The sequence below is a fragment of the Mesorhizobium erdmanii genome, from assembly GCF_013170725.1.
Classification (GTDB): Bacteria; Pseudomonadota; Alphaproteobacteria; order Rhizobiales; family Rhizobiaceae; genus Mesorhizobium; species Mesorhizobium erdmanii.
Window position 1 is genome coordinate 3,730,965 of the sequence record NZ_CP033361.1, and the last position, 18,094, is coordinate 3,749,058.

The following is an 18,094-nucleotide window of genomic DNA, read 5'->3' on the forward strand; positions in this document are numbered from 1 at the left end:
CCGACGCTCGAGAGGCCCCCGCCCGATATGCTGGATTTCAGTTCGCTCCTGCTCGCGGCCGCGCTGTCGGGCACCTGCCTCGCCGTTACCATGTTTGCTATCTGGCTCACCGCGCCGCGGGCACGTTTCGTACTGACCGTGGCGTGCGGCATTCTCGTGCTGGTGGCGCATGTGGTTTTGTTCTGGCGATACACCAAGGAGCCCGATCCGCTGCTTTGCCAGATCGCGCTGGCGCTGCTCAACCTGGGCTTCCTGATCATCTGTACTTCGGCCATGCAGTATCTCGGCGTGCCGGATTACAGGCGGGCGGTCCTGCCGACACTTGCCGCCATGGCGGTCTGCGCGGCGGTCACCTTCGTCGGCCTGGACGGTGTCGGCTTTGTCGTCACCTACGCGACGGCCACCGTGCTGCTTGCGGCGATCGGGGTCATGTTCTGGATCAATGGCAGTCACGACCGCCGCATCCTGCTGGTGGTTTCGTTCCTGAGCGGCACCTGCGCGGTGTCTTTTGCCCTTTGCGCCGTAGTTCTGATGGCAAAGGGGCAATGGACGCTCGGGGCGGCGCCCGACAATTGGGCCGAACGTCTGAATTCCGTCGTGGCCGTGGCCTGCATGACTGGTCTCGGCGCCCTCACGCTCTCGCTTCACCATCTGCAGGCGCAGATCGAGCTGAAGGCCGAGACGATGACCGATCCGTTGACCGGGCTGATGAACCGTCGCGGGTTGACGTCACTCCACGGCGAGCGGCCCTTCGGTCCGTTCACGGCGGTCGTCATGTTCGACCTCGATCACTTCAAGCGGACGAACGACATTTATGGTCACCCGGTCGGAGACCAGGTCCTGTGCCGCTTCGCCGCCGTCATCCGGAAATATGCCAGAACCGGTGTCGACGCCTTCCGCCTGGGCGGCGAGGAGTTTGCCATCGTCATGTCGCGGATGACGGAAGAGCGCGCCCATGATCTCGCCAGCAAGATCGGCGTTGCCTTCGGCACCGAGGTCGTCGCCACCCCGCTCGGTCCGTTGCGCAGCACGGTCAGTGGCGGCATTGGCTTTGGCGGCGCCGACGGCCGCAGCCTCGACGTGGTGCTGGCCGAAGCCGACGCCGCGCTCTACGCGGCCAAGCGCGCCGGCCGCAATTGCGTCATCAGCCGCAAGAGAATGAGCAAGGCCGAGCCGGTCGAGCCGGCCTTGCGCTCCGCGTAGGCTGAGAGACAGCTATTCCGCTGCACCGAGATAATCCGAGAGCGGCGGGCAGGAGCAGACCAGGTTGCGGTCGCCGGCGACATTGTCGATGCGCGACACTGGCGGCCAATACTTGGCCGCGGTGTCGGCGTCGCCGGCGGGATAGGCCGCTTCCAGGCGCGAGTATGGATGGGTCCAAGGTCCGGCTAGGGCCTCGGCGGCGGTGTGCGGCGCGTTGACCAGCGGATTGTCGGCCAGCGGCCACTCGCCCTTAGCCACCTTGGCTGCCTCACCCGCGATCGCGATCATCGCCTCGCAGAAGCGGTCGAGCTCGCGCTTGGGTTCGGATTCGGTCGGCTCGACCATCAGCGTACCGGCTACCGGAAACGACATGGTCGGCGCGTGGAAACCGTAGTCGATCAGGCGCTTGGCGATGTCGTCGACGCTGATGCCGGCGCTCTCCTTGAGCACACGCGTGTCGAGGATGCATTCATGCGCGATGCGATCGTGCCGACCCTTGTAGAGCAGCGGGAAGTGCGGCGCGAGCCGTGTCGCCACATAGTTGGCCGAGATGATGGCGGTCTCCGTTGCTTGCTTCAGCCCGGCGGCGCCCATCATGCGGATATACATCCACGTGATCGGCAGGATGGAGGCGCTGCCGAAGGGTGCTGCCGACACGGCATGCGCCGAGCCTTCGGTGACATGGCCCGGCAGATAGGGTTTCAGGTGCGCCCTGACGCCGATCGGGCCGATGCCGGGGCCGCCGCCGCCATGCGGGATGCAGAAGGTCTTGTGCAGGTTCATATGGCAGACATCGGCGCCGATATCCGCGGGCCGGGCGAGCGCGACCAGGGCGTTGAGATTGGCGCCGTCGAAATAGACCTGGCCGCCATGCTCATGGATGAGGGCGCAGAGGTGGCGGGCGCCTTCCTCGTAGACGCCGTGCGTCGAGGGGTAGGTGAACATCAGTGCCGCGAGGTCTTTGGAATGCTCGTTGGCTTTGGCCCGCATGTCGTCCATGTCGATGTTGCCGTCCTCAAGGCAGCGCACGACGACGACGCTCATGCCGGCCATCGCCGCGCTTGCCGGGTTGGTGCCATGCGCGGAGGAGGGGATCAGGCAGATAGTGCGATGGCCTTCGCCGCGCGAGCGGTGATAGGCGCGGATGGCGAGCAGGCCGGCATATTCGCCCTGGCTGCCGGCATTGGGCTGCAGGCTGACTGCGTCAAAGCCGGTGATTTCCGACAGCCAGCCCTCGAGTTCGCCGATCATGGCGCGGTAGCCGGCCGAATGGCTGGCCGGTGCGAAGGGATGCAGATTGGCGATGCTTGGCCAGCTCACCGGCATCATTTCGGCCGCCGCGTTGAGCTTCATGGTGCAGGATCCCAACGGGATCATCGAGCGGTCGAGCGCCAGGTCCTTGTCGGCCAGCCGGCGCAACAGGCGCATCATGTCGGTTTCCGACTTGTTCTCATGGAAGACCGGCTGGGTGAGAAACTCTTTTCCCCGCGGCTTGCCGGGTACCGTGCTGTCGGCCGAGGCAGCGGCCTTGGCGCCGAACAGGGAAGCGATCGCATCGAGATCGGCGTCGGTCGAGGTCTCGTCGAAGGCGATGCCGACATGGTCGGCGTCGAGGACGCGCAGCAGCCGTCCGCTCTTTTCGGCAGCTTCGGCGATCCGCGTCGCCTTGCCCTTCACCGCCACCGTCACCGTGTCGAAGCGGCTGGCGCCAAGCACCGAAAGCCCAGCGGCCTCGAGGCCGCTTGCCAAGCGGTTGGCCAGCGCGTGGATACGCCCGGCGATCGCCTGCAGCCCGGCGGGCCCGTGCCAGATGGCGTAGGCTGTCGCCATGTTGGCGAGCAGCGCCTGCGCGGTGCAGATGTTGGAGGTCGCCTTGTCGCGGCGGATATGCTGTTCGCGCGTCTGCAAGGCGAGGCGGTAGCCGGGCCTGCCCTTGCTGTCGGTCGACTGGCCGACCAGGCGGCCGGGCATCAGCCGGGTCAATTTGTCGGAGACGGCGCAATAGGCGGCATGCGGGCCGCCAAAGCCCATCGGCACGCCAAAGCGCTGCATGGGGCCGACAGCGATGTCGGCGCCGAGTTTTGCCGGCGCATCGGTCAGCGTCAGACCAAGCGGATCAGCGATGAAGACGACGATTGCACCGGTGGCGCGGGCCTTGTCGATCGCGGCCTTGTGGTCGCCGTAGACGCCAAAGGTGTCGGGCCAGGAGACGAGCAGGGCAGCCGTATTGTCGTCGATCGTCTCGCCATCGATCTCGATGCCGAGCGGTTCGGCGCGGGTGCGCACGACATCCAGCGTCTGCGGGTGCGGCGTGCCCGCGAACGCCACCTTGGTGCGCTTGTCGCGGTGGTGGCGAAGCGCGATGCCGACAGCTTCCGCCACGGCGGTCGCCTCGTCGAGCAGCGAGGCCGATGCCACCGGCAGGCCGGTCAGTTCGGTGACCAGCGTCTGGAAATTAAACAGCATTTCCAGCCGGCCCTGGCTGATCTCGGCCTGATAGGGGGTGTAGGCCGTATACCAGGCCGGATTCTCGAACAGATTGCGCTGGATGACCGGCGGTACATGGACCCCGTGATAGCCGGCGCCGATGAAGCTCTTCAGCACGATATTCCCGGCCATCGTCGCCGACAATTCGGCCAACGCTTCGGCTTCGCTGGCCGGCGCGGGCAAGGTCAGCGGCATGTCGAGACGAATCGATTGGGGCACGGCCTGACTGATCAGCGTCTCGACGGAGGGAACGCCGATAACGGCAAGCATGGCTCTGACATCGCTGACGCCAGGACCGATATGGCGGGCCGAGAAGGGGGTAAGTGCTGCGCTCATCGTTTTGAAATCCTGCTATCAGGCGATATGGGCTTTGTAGGCGGCCTCATCCATGAGGCCGGCGAGCTGGCTTTCGTCCGCAAGCTTCATCTTCCACAGCCAGCCGGCGCCGGTGGCGGCCGAATTGACCAGCGACGGATCGGACGACAGCGTGCCGTTGGCCTCGGTGATCTCGCCATCGACCGGCGCGTAGACATCCGAGGCCGCCTTGACGGATTCGACCACGACGGCGGCATCGCCCTTGGTCAGTTTCTTTCCGGTTTCCGGCAATTCGACGAAGACGAGATCGCCGAGCTGTTCCTGCGCGTAGTCGGTGATGCCAACGGTGGCGATGCCGCCTTCGACGCGGAGCCATTCGTGATCCGATGTGAAATAGGTCGTTGCCATGGAATTCATCCTTTGCGGTAGCGATGAGGGGTGAAGGGCAGGGAACTGATATCGACGGGGATCTTGGCGCCGCGCACCTCGGCGAAAATCCGTGTACCGGGCTTTGCCAGCGCCGCGGCGACATAACCCATGGCGACCGGGTGGCCGGCCGAGGGGCCGAAGCCGCCCGATGTGACGTGGCCGGAGGGATTGCCGTCGGCGTCGAACAGCGCGGCACCGGCGCGCACCGGCTGGCGGCCTTCCGGCTTGAGCCCGACACGCTTTTGCGCCGGGCCGCGTTCGACGGCGGCGCGCAAGGCGTCGGCGCCAATGAAGGTGCCAGAGGCGCGGACATCCCTGGGGATCGCCCACATCAGCGCGGCGGCGGCCGCGTCGGTCTCCGGCGTGATGTCCTGGCCATGCAGGCAAAGCCCCGCTTCCAGCCGCAGGCTGTCGCGCGCGGCGAGGCCGATCCAGAGCACACGCTCGTCTTCGAGCAGTTTCCCGACCAGATCCCGTGCGTCCGCCTCAGGCAGGCCGATCTCGAAACCGTCCTCGCCGGTATAGCCAGAACGGCTCATGAACCAGTTTTTCCGTGGCTCGGCGCCGTGCATGAACAGCAGCGAGCCGGTTTCGATGCCGGCGCGGGAAAGGGCAGCCCAGGCTTCAGGGCCTTGAATGGCCAGGAAGACGCGGTCGAGCGGCTCGACCTTCACATCGAAATCTGCGGCCAGCGCGCGCAGATGCTTTTCGTCGGCGATGGCGTTGCCGGCATTGGCGACGACCATGAAGCGGTCGTCGCCAAGTCGGGTGACGATCAGATCGTCGAGAATGCCGCCTGCCTCATTCAGGAAGAACGTCAGCTTGGACTGCGAGGTCTCGAGCGCGCCGGCATCCAGCGGGCAAGCACGGCTGAGAAGGGAAATCGCGCCGGGCCCGCCGACCTCGAACAGTTTCATGTGCGAGATGTCGAACAGGCCGGCATGTTCGCGTGTATGCAGATGTTCCTTCATGACGCCGGCCGGATAGGTCAGGGGCATCGACCAGCCAGCAAAGGCGCCGAAGCGCGCACCGGCGGCTGCGTGAATATCTTCAAGGGGTAGGTGTCTTGAGTCGTCGCCCGTCATGTCGTCTCCAGAGTCGCACGCAATCGGCCGCGAATGGCGACCAGTCCGTGCCCCTCTGTCTGAAGCCTGAGAGACTCGCGCAGCCGGAACTCTGTCAGCGGCGCTTACACCTTCGGCGCGGGGGCAAGCCCCGACTTTCCAGAGTGTCTTTCCCGTCTACGGTTCTTTTGCCTGAGAGATTTCGGGCGATTTCCCCTTCGGCGGCAGCTCGCGCTGCTCTCTCCCGCAAACAGGTAGGACTCAAACCCTGAGCCCTCGACGCGCCATCCATAGCCCGTCGGCGACACCTTGTCACCTCCCAGCGACATCAAAGGTGCGGTGATATTCAGGTGAATCTCAACACACCTGAAGCGCGGCTCGCCGACAAGTCTTCGCTAACCAAGCCGTTTGCCGGTTTTTCAAGACACTCCTGATATAGGAGGCCCATGTAACGCTTTGGGGCGGAACGGGGACGACAGATGGGCGAATTGATCATGAGCGCGCCGGTGGCGGGGCTGACTTCGAAGAACCGCATCGCTTCGGAGGATGTAGTGATGCTGCGCCGCGACGTGTTCGCCGATGGCGTGGTGACGCGCGGAGAGGCCGAGGCGCTATTCGCGCTCGACCAGACGGCGCGGGACAAATGCGCGGATTGGGCGCCATTCTTCGTCGAGGCGGTGACTGATTACATCGTCCATCAGGAAAAGCCGTCCGGCTACATCTCGCAGGCCAATGCCGACTGGCTGGTCCGCACGATCTCGCGCGACGGCATGGTCGACAGCCGGACCGAACTCGAATTGCTGGTTCATGTGCTGGAAGGCGCAAGATCCTCGCCGACCCGGCTTTGCGTCTACGCGCTGGAGCAGGTGGCCCACGCCGTCATCGATGGCAAGGGGCCGCTGATGCTGGGCGGCGCCCTGGTGCCGGGACTGATCGCCAAGGCGGAGGTCGAGCTGCTGCGACGCATCCTCCATGCCCACGGCGGTGACGGCAACATCGCCGTCACCCGCGGCGAGGCCGAGGTGCTGTTCAGGATCAATGAACAGACGGCGCACGCCAAGAACGATCCTTCCTGGAACGATCTGTTCGTCAAGGCGATCGCCAATTTCGTCATGTGCTCCGCCGGCTATGAGGCTCCGACCCGCGATGTGGCGCTGCGCCAGGAAAACTTCCTCGACGACGCCGATCCGGAAATCGGCGGCTTCTTCAGCCGCATGGTCTCGGGTGGCCTTGCCGGCATCATCGAGGCCTATCGGTCACCTGATGACATCGAGGCGGAATGGGAAGCCAGGAACAGGGCGGCCGAAGCACTCGCCCGCCGTGCCGAGACGATCGATGCCGGCGAAGCCAAGTGGCTGGTCGGACATATCGGCGTGGACAGGCCTCTCTACGAGAACGAGCGCGCGCTGCTGACGCTGATCAAGCACGCGTCGCCGGAGATTCACCCGGCGCTGAAGCCGCTGCTGGACAAGGTGGCCTAAGGCAAGGCATCCGCCGCGATCGTTTTGCGCAGAATAATGTTGGAATGGCCCTCGGGCCAATCCGCGAGCTCAGCGACGCGCTCGAAGCCGGCCTTTTCGTATAGGCGCGGCGCCTGAAAGTCGTGTGTCGAGACCCATATCCACCGAACGCCGCGACCGGCGGCCTCAGCGACAAAAGCATCGAGCAACTGCCTTGCGTGGCCTCGACCTCGATAGGCTTCGTCAACCCACATCAATTTAAGTTCAGACGTGCCTGCCCACGAATGTCCAGCTGCTATACCAATCGTTCGTCCTGCGTCGTCACGAACTACAAAAGCTAATCCTTTGTCATCGCCGCGGCGTGTGAGGCGCCGGTTCTCGCTATGCAGTCGGTCCTCCAAGGCACCCAGTGCGGTGGGCGACAGGTCGTGCTCAGCCTCTATTCGAGAGGGCATCAAATCCCACCATACCAGTCATAGCCATTGTCTTCCCAATAGCCGCCGCGGCCGCCGCCGACATTGGCGAAACCGTCGACCAATTCGATCTTGTAGAGGTATTTCGGCATCTTGTAGCCGAGCTGGCGTTCGACGCGGACACGCAGCGGCGCACCGTTCTCGACTGGCAACGGCTTGCCGTTGAGACCGTAGGCGAGGATGGTCTGCGGGTGGCGGGCGTCGATCAGGTCAATGGTGCCGTAGTATTTGATGTCGCCCGACAGACTGCGGTCGATCGTGTCCAGGCAGTGGAACATGACATAGCGCGCCTGCGGCTTGACCACGGCTTGGTCGAGCAGCAGCGACAGCGGTGTGCCGGTCCATTTGGCGATGCAGCTCCAGCCTTCGACGCAGTCGTGGCGGGTGATCTGGGTACGGCTCGGCATGTTCTGCAACTGCTCGCGGGTCAGCGACAGCGGCTTTTCGACCAGGCCCGAAACTTCCAATCGCCAGTCGGCGAAATTGTTGGCGAGCAGGCCCTTGTAGGTGTCGTCGTCAGGAGAGGTGACGCCGTTCGGCCGCTGTGGCTGGCGGATATCGGCTTCGGTGAATTCCGGCGCCAGCGCATCGCGGCCGGCAAGCAGCCGTTGCGCGCGATAGGTCAGGCCATTGGCGTTTTCGAGGAAGCTGCGCAGGCCGCTGCCGATGCTCAACTGGCTGTCGAAAGCGTCGCAGCCCGACAGCATCATGCCGGAGGCACCGAGGCTGGCGGCAGTCAGGAATTTTCTACGGCTGATCTGGAACTTCGTCATGTCAGGCCTCGCTCGTCTTGTCGTTATGCGCGGGAGGGTCGGTGCGGTACCAGCCGGTGATGATGGAGCGCAGTTCGTTGATCGGGCCGGCTGCCAGGATCATCAGGATGTGGATGATGAAGAAGCCGACGAGCAGCAGCATGACGGTGAAATGGATGGTGCGCGCCGTCTGCCGGCCGCCGAGCAATTCGTTGAGGAACGGCAGCACCGAATTCATGCTCGGCGACATCGCAAGGCCGGTGATGATCATTAGCGGCAACAGCACGAACAGCACTCCGCCATAAGCCATCTTCTGCAGCGTGTTGTATTCGCGCGTGTGGTGGAATTTCAGCTTCGCATGGTCGACGATGTCCTGCGGCAGCCGTTTGAGGTCGTCGAGGCGCGGTGCGAGATCGCGCCTAATATGGCCGTTGATCAGGCTGGCGACCAGCCAGACGAGCAAGGTCGTCGTCAGGATCCAGGCGAAGAAGAAATGAATGACGCGGGCGGTGCCGAGATCATAATAGGACGGTATGGTCGCCCAGGACGGAAAGCCGCGCGCCGTTTCGTTGCCGGCCGGGCCTGACCAGCCGAGCACGCCCGTCGTGTCGAAGCGGTGTCCGAAGATTTCGGTGAAGCCGCGTGGACCGGCGCTCGTGTTCTCGGCGCCTATCTCGAGGATCGTGTTGTGGTAGCCGAAACCGGATTGCTTGCCGATGTAGAGTTGGGGACGGGCATTGAAGATCTGCAGGCCGGAAAGCAGCATGAAGAACAACGAGATGGCCCATAGCCAATGCGTCAGCCGTGTCCAGCGCGACTGCCGGTAGATCAGCGGCCTCTCCGTTGATGCGGGAACGCCCGGGCCGGTGGCGGATTGGCTTCTGGCAATCGATTCCATCTTGTCTCGTCTCCCGGCCCCGCGACGTGGCCTATGCGTCCATTGTCCTCCTGATACGTCGCGATCCGAACCGATGTTTCATCCGATCACGGATTTATTACGGGCCGCCCAGGCTGACGGCGAGATTGACGGCGGCGGCGACGATGACAGTGTTGAAGAAGAACGACAGGATCGAATGGACAAGTACCACACAACGCATATGCGTGGTCGAGATGTTGGTGTCGGCGGTCTGTGCCGTCATGCCGATAACGGCCGAGAAGTATAGGAAATCCCAGCCTTCCGGCCTCTTGTCGCCGGGAAACAGCAGTCCGCCGACCGGGATATTCTTCTTGGTCTTGGTGTCGACCTCGTCGCCGTCCATCCAGTAGACATGGGCATAGTGGAGCGCCGCCATGGCGTGGATAGTGAACCAGCCGAGCGGGATCGACAGCAATGCGAAGCCGAGTCCGACGAGATCGCCTCTGTCCTTCTGATTGATCAGCAAGAACAAGGAGACAACGGCGACGATGACGACGACGAGCGTCACGGCGAAGATCACCAGCACCGGCATGTCGGTGGCGCGCGCATTCTTGCTCAGATACTTGCCAGTCAATTTCGGCATCTGACCGACGACGAGAGTGACGTAAGCGGCGAAAAATGCGTTGGCGCCGATCGAGTAGGCGAGCGGGGCGTGCAGCAGCAACGCCACAAGCAGCGCAAATGCTCCGAAACACGCCGACATTGCGAACAGCATGTGGCGCTGCATGGGGGTCTGGATCGGGGGGTCGGCGGCCATGGCGGTCTCCACCTGGATGGCGCTTTGTTGCTAGCCCGGTGTGGCGGATTTCAGCGCTCGCCGCAAGATACGGTCGAGTTCGCCGAGGAACCGGGAACGGTCCTGCGGCGCGAAGGAAGCATTGTAGCCCTTGCTCTCGCCGGTCTCGCGCAGATGCTGCTTGAGGTCGCGCATGGCCACCGCCATGCCGATGGTTTCGGGGGTGAACGGGCGCCCGGTCGGGCCGAGCACATGCGCGCCGAGCGCAACGGCGCGGGCGGCAAGCGGAATATCCGCCGTGATCACGATATCGTTGGATTTGGCATTCTCGACGATCCAGTCGTCGGCGGCGTCAGCGCCCTTGGAGACGACGACATTGCGGATCATCGGATCGCGCGATGGCCGCAGGCCGCCGTTGGAGACGTAGGTGACGACCACGCCAAGGCGTTCGGCGACTTTCTCCACTTCGGCTTTGACCGGGCAGGCATCGGCGTCGACGTAGATGGCGGGTGCGGGCATTGTCTCTCCGAAACGGGCAGGGGCCGGAACGTGTCCGGCCCCTGCCTGAAATCTCACAATGTTCAGGCCGGCAAAGCGCCGGACCTCTTTGCCGTCCAGGTGGCGATGTAATCCATCAGGCCGGGGTTGAGGCAGTCATAGGGCTCCAGCCCGATCGTCTTCAACCGCGCCCGGATGCCGTCCATCCGCTTCGGATCGACGCCGGATTCGATGATCGACGAGACGAAGGCGGTGAAGCCCGGCGGCGACCAGCCATCCTCGACGAAGCGTTCGGGATGGATGAAGGACAGGCCCTTGAACGGATGGTCGCGTTCGACCGGACCGTGCATGTGGACGCCGCAGCCGGTGCAGGCATGGCGCTGGATCAGCGCTGAGGGGTCGACCACTTTGAGCTTGTCGCCGTTCTCAGTGACGGTGACGTCGCCGGTACCGGCAACGGCAACCACCGAGAATACCGCGCCTTCCGGCTTCCAGCATTTGGTGCAGCCGCAGGCGTGGTTGTGGGCGATCTGCCCCTTGACCTTCACCTTGACCGGCTTGCTGGTGCAAGCGCAGACCAGCGTGCCGCCGGCAAAGCTCGCGCTCTCCTTCGGCAGGCCATTGTCGATTTTCGGATGCAGTTTCTCCGCCATTCTTTTCTCCTCCCAGTTGTGAACCACAGTGGTCGCAGGCCGGTCGGTCGGCGGCGTGTGGCCTTGCTTCAGTAAACGACGACGCTTCGGATCGACTTGCCCTCATGCATGAGGTCGAACCCCTTGTTGATGTCTTCCAGCTTCAGCAAATGGGTGATCATCGGATCGATCTGGATCTTGCCGTCCATGTACCAGTCCACGATTTTCGGCACGTCGGTGCGGCCACGCGCGCCGCCGAAGGCGGTGCCCATCCAGGTTCGTCCGGTGACCAGTTGGAACGGCCGCGTCGAGATTTCCTGGCCGGCGCCGGCGACGCCGATGATAACCGACTTGCCCCAGCCGCGATGCGAGGCTTCCAGCGCCTGGCGCATCACCTTGGTGTTGCCGGTGCAGTCGAACGTGTAGTCGGCGCCGCCGATCTGATCGGCGCCACGCTTGGTCATGTTGACGAGGTAAGGGACGATGTCCCCGTCGATCTCCTTCGGATTGACGAAATGCGTCATGCCGAACTTCTCGCCCCAGGCCTTCTTGTCGTTGTTCAGATCGACGCCGATGATCATATCGGCGCCGGCCAGCTTCAGGCCCTGGATGACATTCAAGCCGATGCCGCCGAGGCCGAAGACAACAGCGGTCGCGCCTTGTTCGACCTTGGCGGTGTTGATGACGGCGCCGATGCCGGTGGTGACGCCGCAGCCGATGTAGCAAATCTTGTCGAAGGGAGCGTCGGGGTTGACCCTGGCCACCGCGATCTCAGGCAGCACGGTGAAGTTCGAGAAGGTCGAGCAGCCCATATAGTGGAAGATCTTGTCCTTGCCGATCGAGAAGCGCGACGAGCCGTCGGGCATCAACCCTTGCCCCTGTGTGGCGCGAATGGCGGTGCACAGATTGGTCTTCCTGGACAGGCAGGACGGGCACTGGCGGCATTCCGGCGTATAGAGCGGAATGACGTGGTCGCCCTTCTTGACCGAGGTGACGCCCTTGCCGACATCGACGACAACGCCGGCGCCCTCATGGCCAAGAATGGCCGGAAACAAGCCTTCCGGATCGGCGCCCGAGAGCGTGAACTCATCGGTGTGGCAGATGCCGGTCGCCTTGATCTCGACCAGCACCTCGCCCTCGCGCGGACCGTCGAGGTCGACCTCCATGATCTCCAACGGCTTTCCGGCGGCGACAGCGACAGCGGCGCGGGTTTTCATCAGGCGGTTCCTCCCAAAGGCAATCGACATAATCTGTTTTGATGTGGCCGGCTTGTCGAGCCTGCCCGGCGAAGCGAATGTCCGCCAGCCCTCCGCAGTGAGCCCATGCCACCTTATAGACTTCCTTCTTGGCGTCCAACTTCCCTTGCGACGTTTTTCGGCGTTGTCGCCGTATGCCGCTTGCAACCGCCCGGCCACTTGAGGCGCACCGGAATTGTCCATAGAACTGGACCACTTCGCCGGAGGAACGACATCCGAATGTTCAAGAAGATCCTGATCGCCAACCGTGGCGAGATCGCCTGTCGCGTCATCAAGACGGCGCGCAAGATGGGGATTGCGACGGTCGCCGTCTATTCCGACGCCGATCGCGATGCCGTGCATGTCGAGATGGCCGACGAGGCGGTGCATATCGGCCCGTCGCCCGCGGCACAGAGTTATTTGCTGCCTGAGAAGATCATCGCCGCCTGCAAGGAAACCGGAGCTCAGGCCGTGCATCCCGGCTATGGCTTTCTATCCGAGCGCGCCGCATTCTGCGAGGCGCTGGAAGCGGAAGGCATCGTCTTCGTCGGCCCGAAGCCCAAGGCGATCAAGGCGATGGGCGACAAGATCGAATCGAAGAAATTCGCCAACGCCGCCAAGGTTTCGACGGTTCCCGGCTGGCTCGGCGTGATCGAGAACGCCGATCATGCTGAAAAGATCGCCGGCGAGATCGGCTATCCGGTGATGATCAAGGCGTCGGCCGGGGGCGGTGGCAAGGGCATGCGCATCGCCTGGAACCAGTCGGAAGTGCGCGACGGTTTCGACCGGGCGCGCTCGGAGGCCAAGAGCTCGTTCGGCGACGACCGTGTGTTCATCGAAAAGTTCGTCGTCGATCCGCGTCATATCGAGATCCAGGTGCTGGCTGACGCGCATGGCAACGCGCTCTATCTCGGCGAGCGCGAGTGCTCGATCCAGCGCCGCAACCAGAAGGTAGCGGAAGAAGCGCCGTCGCCGTTTCTCGACGCCAAGACGCGCAAGGCGATGGGCGAGCAGTCGGTGGCGCTGGCCCGGGCTGTCGACTACCAGAGTGCCGGCACGGTGGAATTCATCGTCGACAAGGACAAGAACTTCTATTTCCTTGAAATGAATACCCGATTGCAGGTCGAGCACCCGGTGACGGAGCTTGTTACAGGCATCGATCTGGTCGAACAGATGATCCGCGTCGCCGCCGGCGAAAAACTTGGCCTGAAGCAAAGCGACATCACGCTGAATGGCTGGGCGGTCGAAAGCCGGCTCTACGCCGAGGATCCCTATCGCAATTTCCTGCCGTCGATCGGCCGGCTGACGCGCTACCGGCCACCGGAGGAGGGGCAATTCGGCGATGTCGTCATCCGCAACGACACCGGCGTCACCGAGGGATCCGAGATTTCGATGTTCTACGACCCGATGCTCGCCAAACTGTGCACCTGGGCGCCGACGCGGCTTGGGGCGATCGACGCCATGTCTGAAGCGCTCGACAGTTTTGTCGTCGATGGCATCGAGCACAATATTCCGTTCCTGGCTGCCCTGATGCAGCACCCGCGCTGGCGGGAAGGGGCGATATCGACGGGATTCATCGCCGAGGAATACCCCGACGGCTTTGCGCCTGTCGTACCAAACGTCCGGGAAAAAGCCGTGCTTGCCTCGATCGCCACCGCCGTGGAACTGCTGCGTCGCGACCGGCTCGACCGACTGGGCGGCCGCCTGGCGCCACATTCGGGAGCGCTCAAGCGCGACTGGGTGGTGAAGATCGGCGAGGAGTATCTCCATGCATCCATCCTCGAAGGCATGATTTCCATTCCGATGGAGATCGACCTGTCGATCGATGGCGGCAAGGCGCTGACCGTGTCATCCGACTGGCGGCCAGGCGACCTGATCTGGCGCGGAACGGTCGGCAAGCGCTCTGTTGTCGCTCAGATCCGGCCTGTCGCCAACGGTCTTCGCATCGCCTGGAAAGGCATGTCGGTGACCGCCCGCGCCATGCTGCCGCGCACCGCCGAGCTCGAGCGCCTGATGCCGGAGAAGGTGGCGCCGGACACGTCCAAACTGCTGCTCTGCCCGATGCCCGGCCTCGTCGTGTCGATCGCCGTTGCCGAGGGGCAGGAGGTCAAGGCCGGCGAAACGCTTGCCGTCGTCGAGGCGATGAAGATGGAAAACGTGCTTCGCGCCGAACGCGATCTCGTCGTGTCGAAGCTCAACGCCAAGCCGGGCGACAGTCTTGCGGTGGACGCCGTGATCATGGAATTCGCCTGAGCAGGCTGGAAGCCTGTGGTCAGTAGCCGTTTGTGCTGGACTGGCATTGCCCGGTCCCGGACAATACATCTGCATCGACTCAAAGCCCTCAGGCAGCGCGAGAAACCATGGCGGATGACAGACTTCCACGCGATCCCCTGAAGCGCGAAGCCGCGATCGCGGCGGCGCGTCCGGAGGTGCCGGCGCGGCCGTTCGTGCATCTGCGCGTGCATTCGGCCTATTCTCTGCTCGAGGGGGCCCTCCAGCTCGGCAAGATCGTCGGCCACGCCGTGAAGGACGAGGCACCGGCCATCGCCGTCACCGACACCAACAATCTGTTCGGTGCCTTGGAGTTCGCGCAGAAGGCGGTCAAGGACGGCATCCAGCCCATCATCGGCTGCCAGATCGCGCTCGCCTTTTCCGGTGAAAACAGCGACGGCCAACGCGACCGCCGGCGGCAAGGGCCGGAGATGCGGCCGGTCGTGCTGATCGCGGCAACAGAAACCGGCTATTCCAACCTGGTCCGGCTGGTCAGCGGCGTCTATCTGGAAACACCGCCGGGCGAGGCGGTGCACCTGACCACCGAGACGCTGAATGGACAGACCGATGGGTTGATCTGCCTCAGCGGCGGACCACGCGGGCCGATCGGCAACGCCTTGAAGGAGGATCGCCGCGATCTGGCCGAGGCGCGGCTATTGACGCTCAAAGCACTGTTCGGCGACCGGCTCTATGTCGAGTTGGACCGGGTCGCGGGCTATGACCGGGTCGTCGAACATCAGACGATCGATCTCGCCTACGCGCACGAACTGCCGTTGGTCGCCACCAATGAGGCGTTTTTTTCCTCGCGCGACGATTACGAGGCGCATGACGCGCTGATCGCCATTGCCGAGGGCTCCGTCGTCGCCGTCGACACCCGCCGCCGATTGTCGCCGGACAATTTCCTGCGCAGCCAGGCCGATATGGCAAAGCTGTTCGCCGACCTGCCGGAAGCGATCGACAACACCGTCGAGATCGCTTTACGCTGCTCCTACTATCCAAAGAACCGCAGCCCGATCCTGCCGCGTTTCACCGGCGGCGATGCCTCCGACAAGGACGCGGCGGAAAAGGCCGAGGCCGCCGAACTCGCCCGCCAGGCGCGCGAGGGGCTCGACGCTCGGCTTGCCCTGCACGGACCGACGCCGGGCTATACGGTTGAGCAATATCGCGAGCGGCTCGAATTCGAGCTCGGCATCATCGAGAAGATGAAATTTCCAGGCTACTTCCTGATCGTTGCCGACTTCATCAAATGGGCCAAGGCACAAGGCATTCCGGTCGGGCCGGGCCGTGGTTCGGGCGCCGGATCGCTTGTCGCCTATTCGACGACCATCACCGATATCGATCCGCTGCGCTTCTCGCTGCTGTTCGAGCGCTTCCTCAATCCCGACCGCGTGTCGATGCCCGACTTCGACATCGACTTCTGCCAGGATCGCCGTGAAGAGGTGATCCGCTACGTGCAGCAGAAGTACGGCCGCGACCAGGTCGGCCAGATCATCACCTTCGGTACGCTGCAGGCTCGCGCCGTGCTGCGCGACGTGGGCCGCGTTCTGCAGATGCCCTACGGCCAGGTCGACAAGCTGTCGAAGATGGTGCCGCAGAACCCGGCCAATCCGGTGAAGCTCGCCGATGCCATCGCCAACGAACCGCGCTTTGCCGAGGAGGCCGAGAAGGAGCCGATCGTCCAGACGCTGCTCGACATGGCGCAGAAGCTGGAAGGCCTTTACCGCCACGCCTCGACGCACGCCGCCGGCATCGTCATCGGCGACCGGCCGCTGTCGGAATTGGTGCCGATGTACCGCGATCCGCGCTCGGACATGCCGGTCACCCAGTTCAACATGAAATATGTCGAGCAGGCTGGGCTGGTGAAGTTCGACTTCCTCGGCCTGAAGACGCTGACAGTCCTGGAGACGGCGGTGAAGCTGATCCGCCGGCGAGGCATCGACATCGATCTGGCAACGATCCCGCTCGACGATCCAGACACTTACGCCATGCTGTCGCGCGGCGAAGTGGTCGGCGTGTTCCAGGTGGAAAGTGCCGGCATGCGCAAGGCGCTGATCGGCATGCGGCCCGACTGCATCGAGGACATCATCGCGCTGGTCGCGCTCTATCGGCCGGGCCCGATGGAGAACATCCCGACCTACAACGCCAGAAAGCATGGCGAGGAGGAGATGGCCTCGATCCATCCCAAGATCGACCATCTGGTGAAGGAGACGCAGGGCGTCATCGTCTACCAGGAACAGGTGATGCAGATCGCGCAGGAACTGTCCGGCTATTCGCTCGGCGAAGCCGACCTTCTGCGCCGCGCCATGGGCAAGAAGATCCGCGCCGAAATGGACAAGCAGCGCGAGCGGTTCGTTACCGGTGCGGTGGAGCGTGGCGTCAGCAAGCCGCAAGCCGACTTCATTTTCGACCTGCTGGCCAAGTTCGCCGACTATGGTTTCAACAAATCGCACGCCGCAGCCTACGCCGTCGTCTCCTACCAGACCGCCTATCTCAAGGCGCATTATCCGGTCGAGTTCCTCGCCGCCTCGATGACGCTCGACATGGGCAACACCGACAAGCTCGCCGACTTCCGGCAGGACGCGCTACGCCTTGGCATCGAGGTTCTGGCGCCGTCGGTGATGACCAGTTTTCGGCCTTTTGAGGTCGGTGAGAACCGCATCTATTATTCGATGGCCGCGCTCAAGGGCGTCGGCGACGCGGCGGTCGAGCATATCGTTGCGGTACGGGGCGAAAAGCCGTTCAAGAACCTTGCCGATTTCTGCGAGCGGGTCGATCCCAAGATCGTCGGCAAGCGTGTCTTCGAAAGCCTGATCATGGCTGGCGCGCTCGACTGTTTCGGCCACGACCGCGCCCAGATGATGGCCGGCGTCGAACGGATGATGGGGCTGGCATCGCTGGCCCAGCAGAACGCGGTTTCCGGCCAGGCCGACATTTTCGGCGCCTCGCTCGGCGCACAGTCGCAGGCGCTCAACCTGCCGGTGACAGATCCTTGGCTCGCCGCGGACCGGCTGCACCGCGAATTCCAGGTCGTCGGCTTCTATCTCTCTGCCCATCCGCTCGACGAATACAAGGCGGCCCTGCAGAAGATGCGCGTGCAGAACTGGGGCGAATTCTCGGCCGCCGTCAAACGCGGCGCTTCCGCCGGCCGCCTTGCCGGCACGGTGACCAGCAAGCAGGAGCGCAAGACGCGCACCGGCAACAAGATGGGCGTTGTGGCCTTTTCCGACACGTCCGGCCAGTACGAGGCGGTGCTGTTTTCGGAAGCATTGGCCCAGTACCGTGACCTCCTGGAGGCCGGCCGCTCCGTCGTCATCACGGTCGCGGCGGAGGACAGGCCCGAGGGCGTCAATTTGCGCATCAATTCCGTGCAATCGCTGGAAGACGAGGCAAGCCGCATCCAGAAGGCGTTGCGCATCTTCGTCAGGAACGAGGGGCCTGCCTCGATGATCCAAGCCCAGCTCACCCAGCGCGGCGAAAGCCAAGTGAGCATTATCGTGATCAAGGAAGAGGCGCAGGGCGAGGTCGAGATCGCCCTGCAGGGTGGCTTCCGCGTCTCGCCGCAGATCGCCTCGGCGATGCGCGCAGTGCCCGGCGTGGTCGAAGTGGAATTGGTGTGATCGCCG

14 protein-coding genes and 1 riboswitch are annotated in these 18,094 nt (G+C 63.7%); of the genes, 4 read left to right on the top strand and 10 right to left on the bottom strand.

The features are described 5' to 3' along the window. The first annotated feature begins 27 nt into the window (after positions 1-27). Positions 28-1,203 (top strand): GGDEF domain-containing protein, encoded by a 1,176-nt coding sequence (locus EB233_RS18090; protein ID WP_064988495.1) that lies wholly within the window; start codon positions 28-30, stop codon positions 1,201-1,203. A gap of 12 nt (positions 1,204-1,215) precedes the next feature. On the opposite strand, the gene gcvP is transcribed toward EB233_RS18090, so the two are convergent. From gcvP to gcvT, 3 genes are read right to left on the bottom strand one after another with little or no spacing between them, the layout of a single operon-like run. Then, positions 1,216-4,026 (bottom strand): aminomethyl-transferring glycine dehydrogenase, encoded by a 2,811-nt coding sequence (gene gcvP / locus EB233_RS18095; RefSeq protein WP_064988496.1) that lies wholly within the window; start codon positions 4,024-4,026, stop codon positions 1,216-1,218. 18 nt (positions 4,027-4,044) lie between these two features. Further along, positions 4,045-4,413 carry a glycine cleavage system protein GcvH gene (gene gcvH, locus EB233_RS18100; protein ID WP_064988835.1) on the bottom strand — a complete coding sequence of 123 codons (369 nt, stop codon included), beginning with the start codon at positions 4,411-4,413 and terminating at the stop codon, positions 4,045-4,047. A 5-nt stretch (positions 4,414-4,418) separates the two neighbouring features. Further along, positions 4,419-5,519 carry a glycine cleavage system aminomethyltransferase GcvT gene (gene gcvT, locus EB233_RS18105; protein WP_064988497.1) on the bottom strand — a complete coding sequence of 367 codons (1,101 nt, stop codon included), beginning with the start codon at positions 5,517-5,519 and terminating at the stop codon, positions 4,419-4,421. A 149-nt stretch (positions 5,520-5,668) separates the two neighbouring features. Next, positions 5,669-5,755, bottom strand: a riboswitch (glycine riboswitch). A gap of 222 nt (positions 5,756-5,977) precedes the next feature. Between gcvT and EB233_RS18110 the strand changes: the two genes are divergently transcribed. Next, on the top strand, positions 5,978-6,979 hold the full coding sequence (locus EB233_RS18110; protein ID WP_064988498.1) for a hypothetical protein: 1,002 nt from the start codon (positions 5,978-5,980) through the stop codon (positions 6,977-6,979). Here EB233_RS18110 and EB233_RS18115 read toward each other — a convergent pair. From EB233_RS18115 to EB233_RS18145, 7 genes are all read right to left on the bottom strand, one after another. Then, positions 6,976-7,413: a GNAT family N-acetyltransferase gene (locus EB233_RS18115; protein WP_064988499.1), complete on the bottom strand. Its 438-nt coding sequence runs from the start codon at positions 7,411-7,413 to the stop codon at positions 6,976-6,978. The genes EB233_RS18110 and EB233_RS18115 overlap by 4 nt on opposite strands. Beyond that, entirely contained in the window at positions 7,413-8,204 is a 792-nt protein-coding gene (locus EB233_RS18120; protein WP_027052059.1) for a molybdopterin-binding protein, read from the bottom strand. Before EB233_RS18120 ends, EB233_RS18115 begins: the two co-directional genes overlap by 1 nt. Position 8,205: 1 nt before the next feature. Then, positions 8,206-9,081, bottom strand: a complete 876-nt coding sequence (locus EB233_RS18125; protein WP_064988500.1) for a cytochrome b/b6 domain-containing protein — start codon at positions 9,079-9,081, stop codon at positions 8,206-8,208. Between the two features lie 97 nt (positions 9,082-9,178). After that, positions 9,179-9,856 (bottom strand): DUF1345 domain-containing protein, encoded by a 678-nt coding sequence (locus EB233_RS18130; protein ID WP_027052057.1) that lies wholly within the window; start codon positions 9,854-9,856, stop codon positions 9,179-9,181. A 30-nt stretch (positions 9,857-9,886) separates the two neighbouring features. Continuing rightward, entirely contained in the window at positions 9,887-10,354 is a 468-nt protein-coding gene (locus EB233_RS18135) for a YaiI/YqxD family protein (RefSeq protein ID WP_019858415.1), read from the bottom strand. A gap of 62 nt (positions 10,355-10,416) precedes the next feature. Then, positions 10,417-10,986 carry an S-(hydroxymethyl)glutathione synthase gene (gfa, locus tag EB233_RS18140; RefSeq protein WP_064988501.1) on the bottom strand — a complete coding sequence of 190 codons (570 nt, stop codon included), beginning with the start codon at positions 10,984-10,986 and terminating at the stop codon, positions 10,417-10,419. A 68-nt stretch (positions 10,987-11,054) separates the two neighbouring features. Further along, complete coding sequence (locus EB233_RS18145) at positions 11,055-12,182, bottom strand: S-(hydroxymethyl)glutathione dehydrogenase/class III alcohol dehydrogenase (protein ID WP_064988502.1); 1,128 nt, start codon at positions 12,180-12,182, stop codon at positions 11,055-11,057. Positions 12,183-12,440: 258 nt separating this feature from the next. Here EB233_RS18145 and EB233_RS18150 point away from each other — a divergent pair, with 258 nt between their 5' ends. Continuing rightward, positions 12,441-14,453, top strand: coding sequence for an acetyl-CoA carboxylase biotin carboxylase subunit (locus EB233_RS18150; RefSeq protein WP_064988503.1), 2,013 nt, complete (start codon positions 12,441-12,443; stop codon positions 14,451-14,453). A gap of 107 nt (positions 14,454-14,560) precedes the next feature. Continuing rightward, the gene (dnaE, locus tag EB233_RS18155; protein WP_064988504.1) at positions 14,561-18,088 is read left to right on the top strand and encodes a DNA polymerase III subunit alpha; all 3,528 of its coding nucleotides are present in this window, start codon (positions 14,561-14,563) and stop codon (positions 18,086-18,088) included. The last annotated feature ends 6 nt before the right edge of the window (positions 18,089-18,094 follow it).

Excerpts from the sequence above, each read along its gene's own strand:
- EB233_RS18145 (WP_064988502.1), bottom strand. The coding sequence starts at position 12,182 with ATGAAAACCCGCGCCGCTGTCGCTGTCGCCGCCGGAAAGCCGTTGGAG.
- gcvH (WP_064988835.1), bottom strand. The coding sequence starts at position 4,413 with ATGGCAACGACCTATTTCACATCGGATCACGAATGGCTCCGCGTCGAA.
- EB233_RS18120 (WP_027052059.1), bottom strand. The coding sequence starts at position 8,204 with ATGACGAAGTTCCAGATCAGCCGTAGAAAATTCCTGACTGCCGCCAGC.
- dnaE (WP_064988504.1), top strand. The coding sequence starts at position 14,561 with ATGGCGGATGACAGACTTCCACGCGATCCCCTGAAGCGCGAAGCCGCG.
- gfa (WP_064988501.1), bottom strand. The coding sequence starts at position 10,986 with ATGGCGGAGAAACTGCATCCGAAAATCGACAATGGCCTGCCGAAGGAG.
- gcvT (WP_064988497.1), bottom strand. The coding sequence starts at position 5,519 with ATGACGGGCGACGACTCAAGACACCTACCCCTTGAAGATATTCACGCA.
- EB233_RS18150 (WP_064988503.1), top strand. The coding sequence starts at position 12,441 with ATGTTCAAGAAGATCCTGATCGCCAACCGTGGCGAGATCGCCTGTCGC.
- EB233_RS18125 (WP_064988500.1), bottom strand. The coding sequence starts at position 9,081 with ATGGAATCGATTGCCAGAAGCCAATCCGCCACCGGCCCGGGCGTTCCC.
- EB233_RS18090 (WP_064988495.1), top strand. The coding sequence starts at position 28 with ATGCTGGATTTCAGTTCGCTCCTGCTCGCGGCCGCGCTGTCGGGCACC.
- EB233_RS18110 (WP_064988498.1), top strand. The coding sequence starts at position 5,978 with ATGGGCGAATTGATCATGAGCGCGCCGGTGGCGGGGCTGACTTCGAAG.
- EB233_RS18130 (WP_027052057.1), bottom strand. The coding sequence starts at position 9,856 with ATGGCCGCCGACCCCCCGATCCAGACCCCCATGCAGCGCCACATGCTG.
- EB233_RS18135 (WP_019858415.1), bottom strand. The coding sequence starts at position 10,354 with ATGCCCGCACCCGCCATCTACGTCGACGCCGATGCCTGCCCGGTCAAA.
- gcvP (WP_064988496.1), bottom strand. The coding sequence starts at position 4,026 with ATGAGCGCAGCACTTACCCCCTTCTCGGCCCGCCATATCGGTCCTGGC.
- EB233_RS18115 (WP_064988499.1), bottom strand. The coding sequence starts at position 7,413 with ATGCCCTCTCGAATAGAGGCTGAGCACGACCTGTCGCCCACCGCACTG.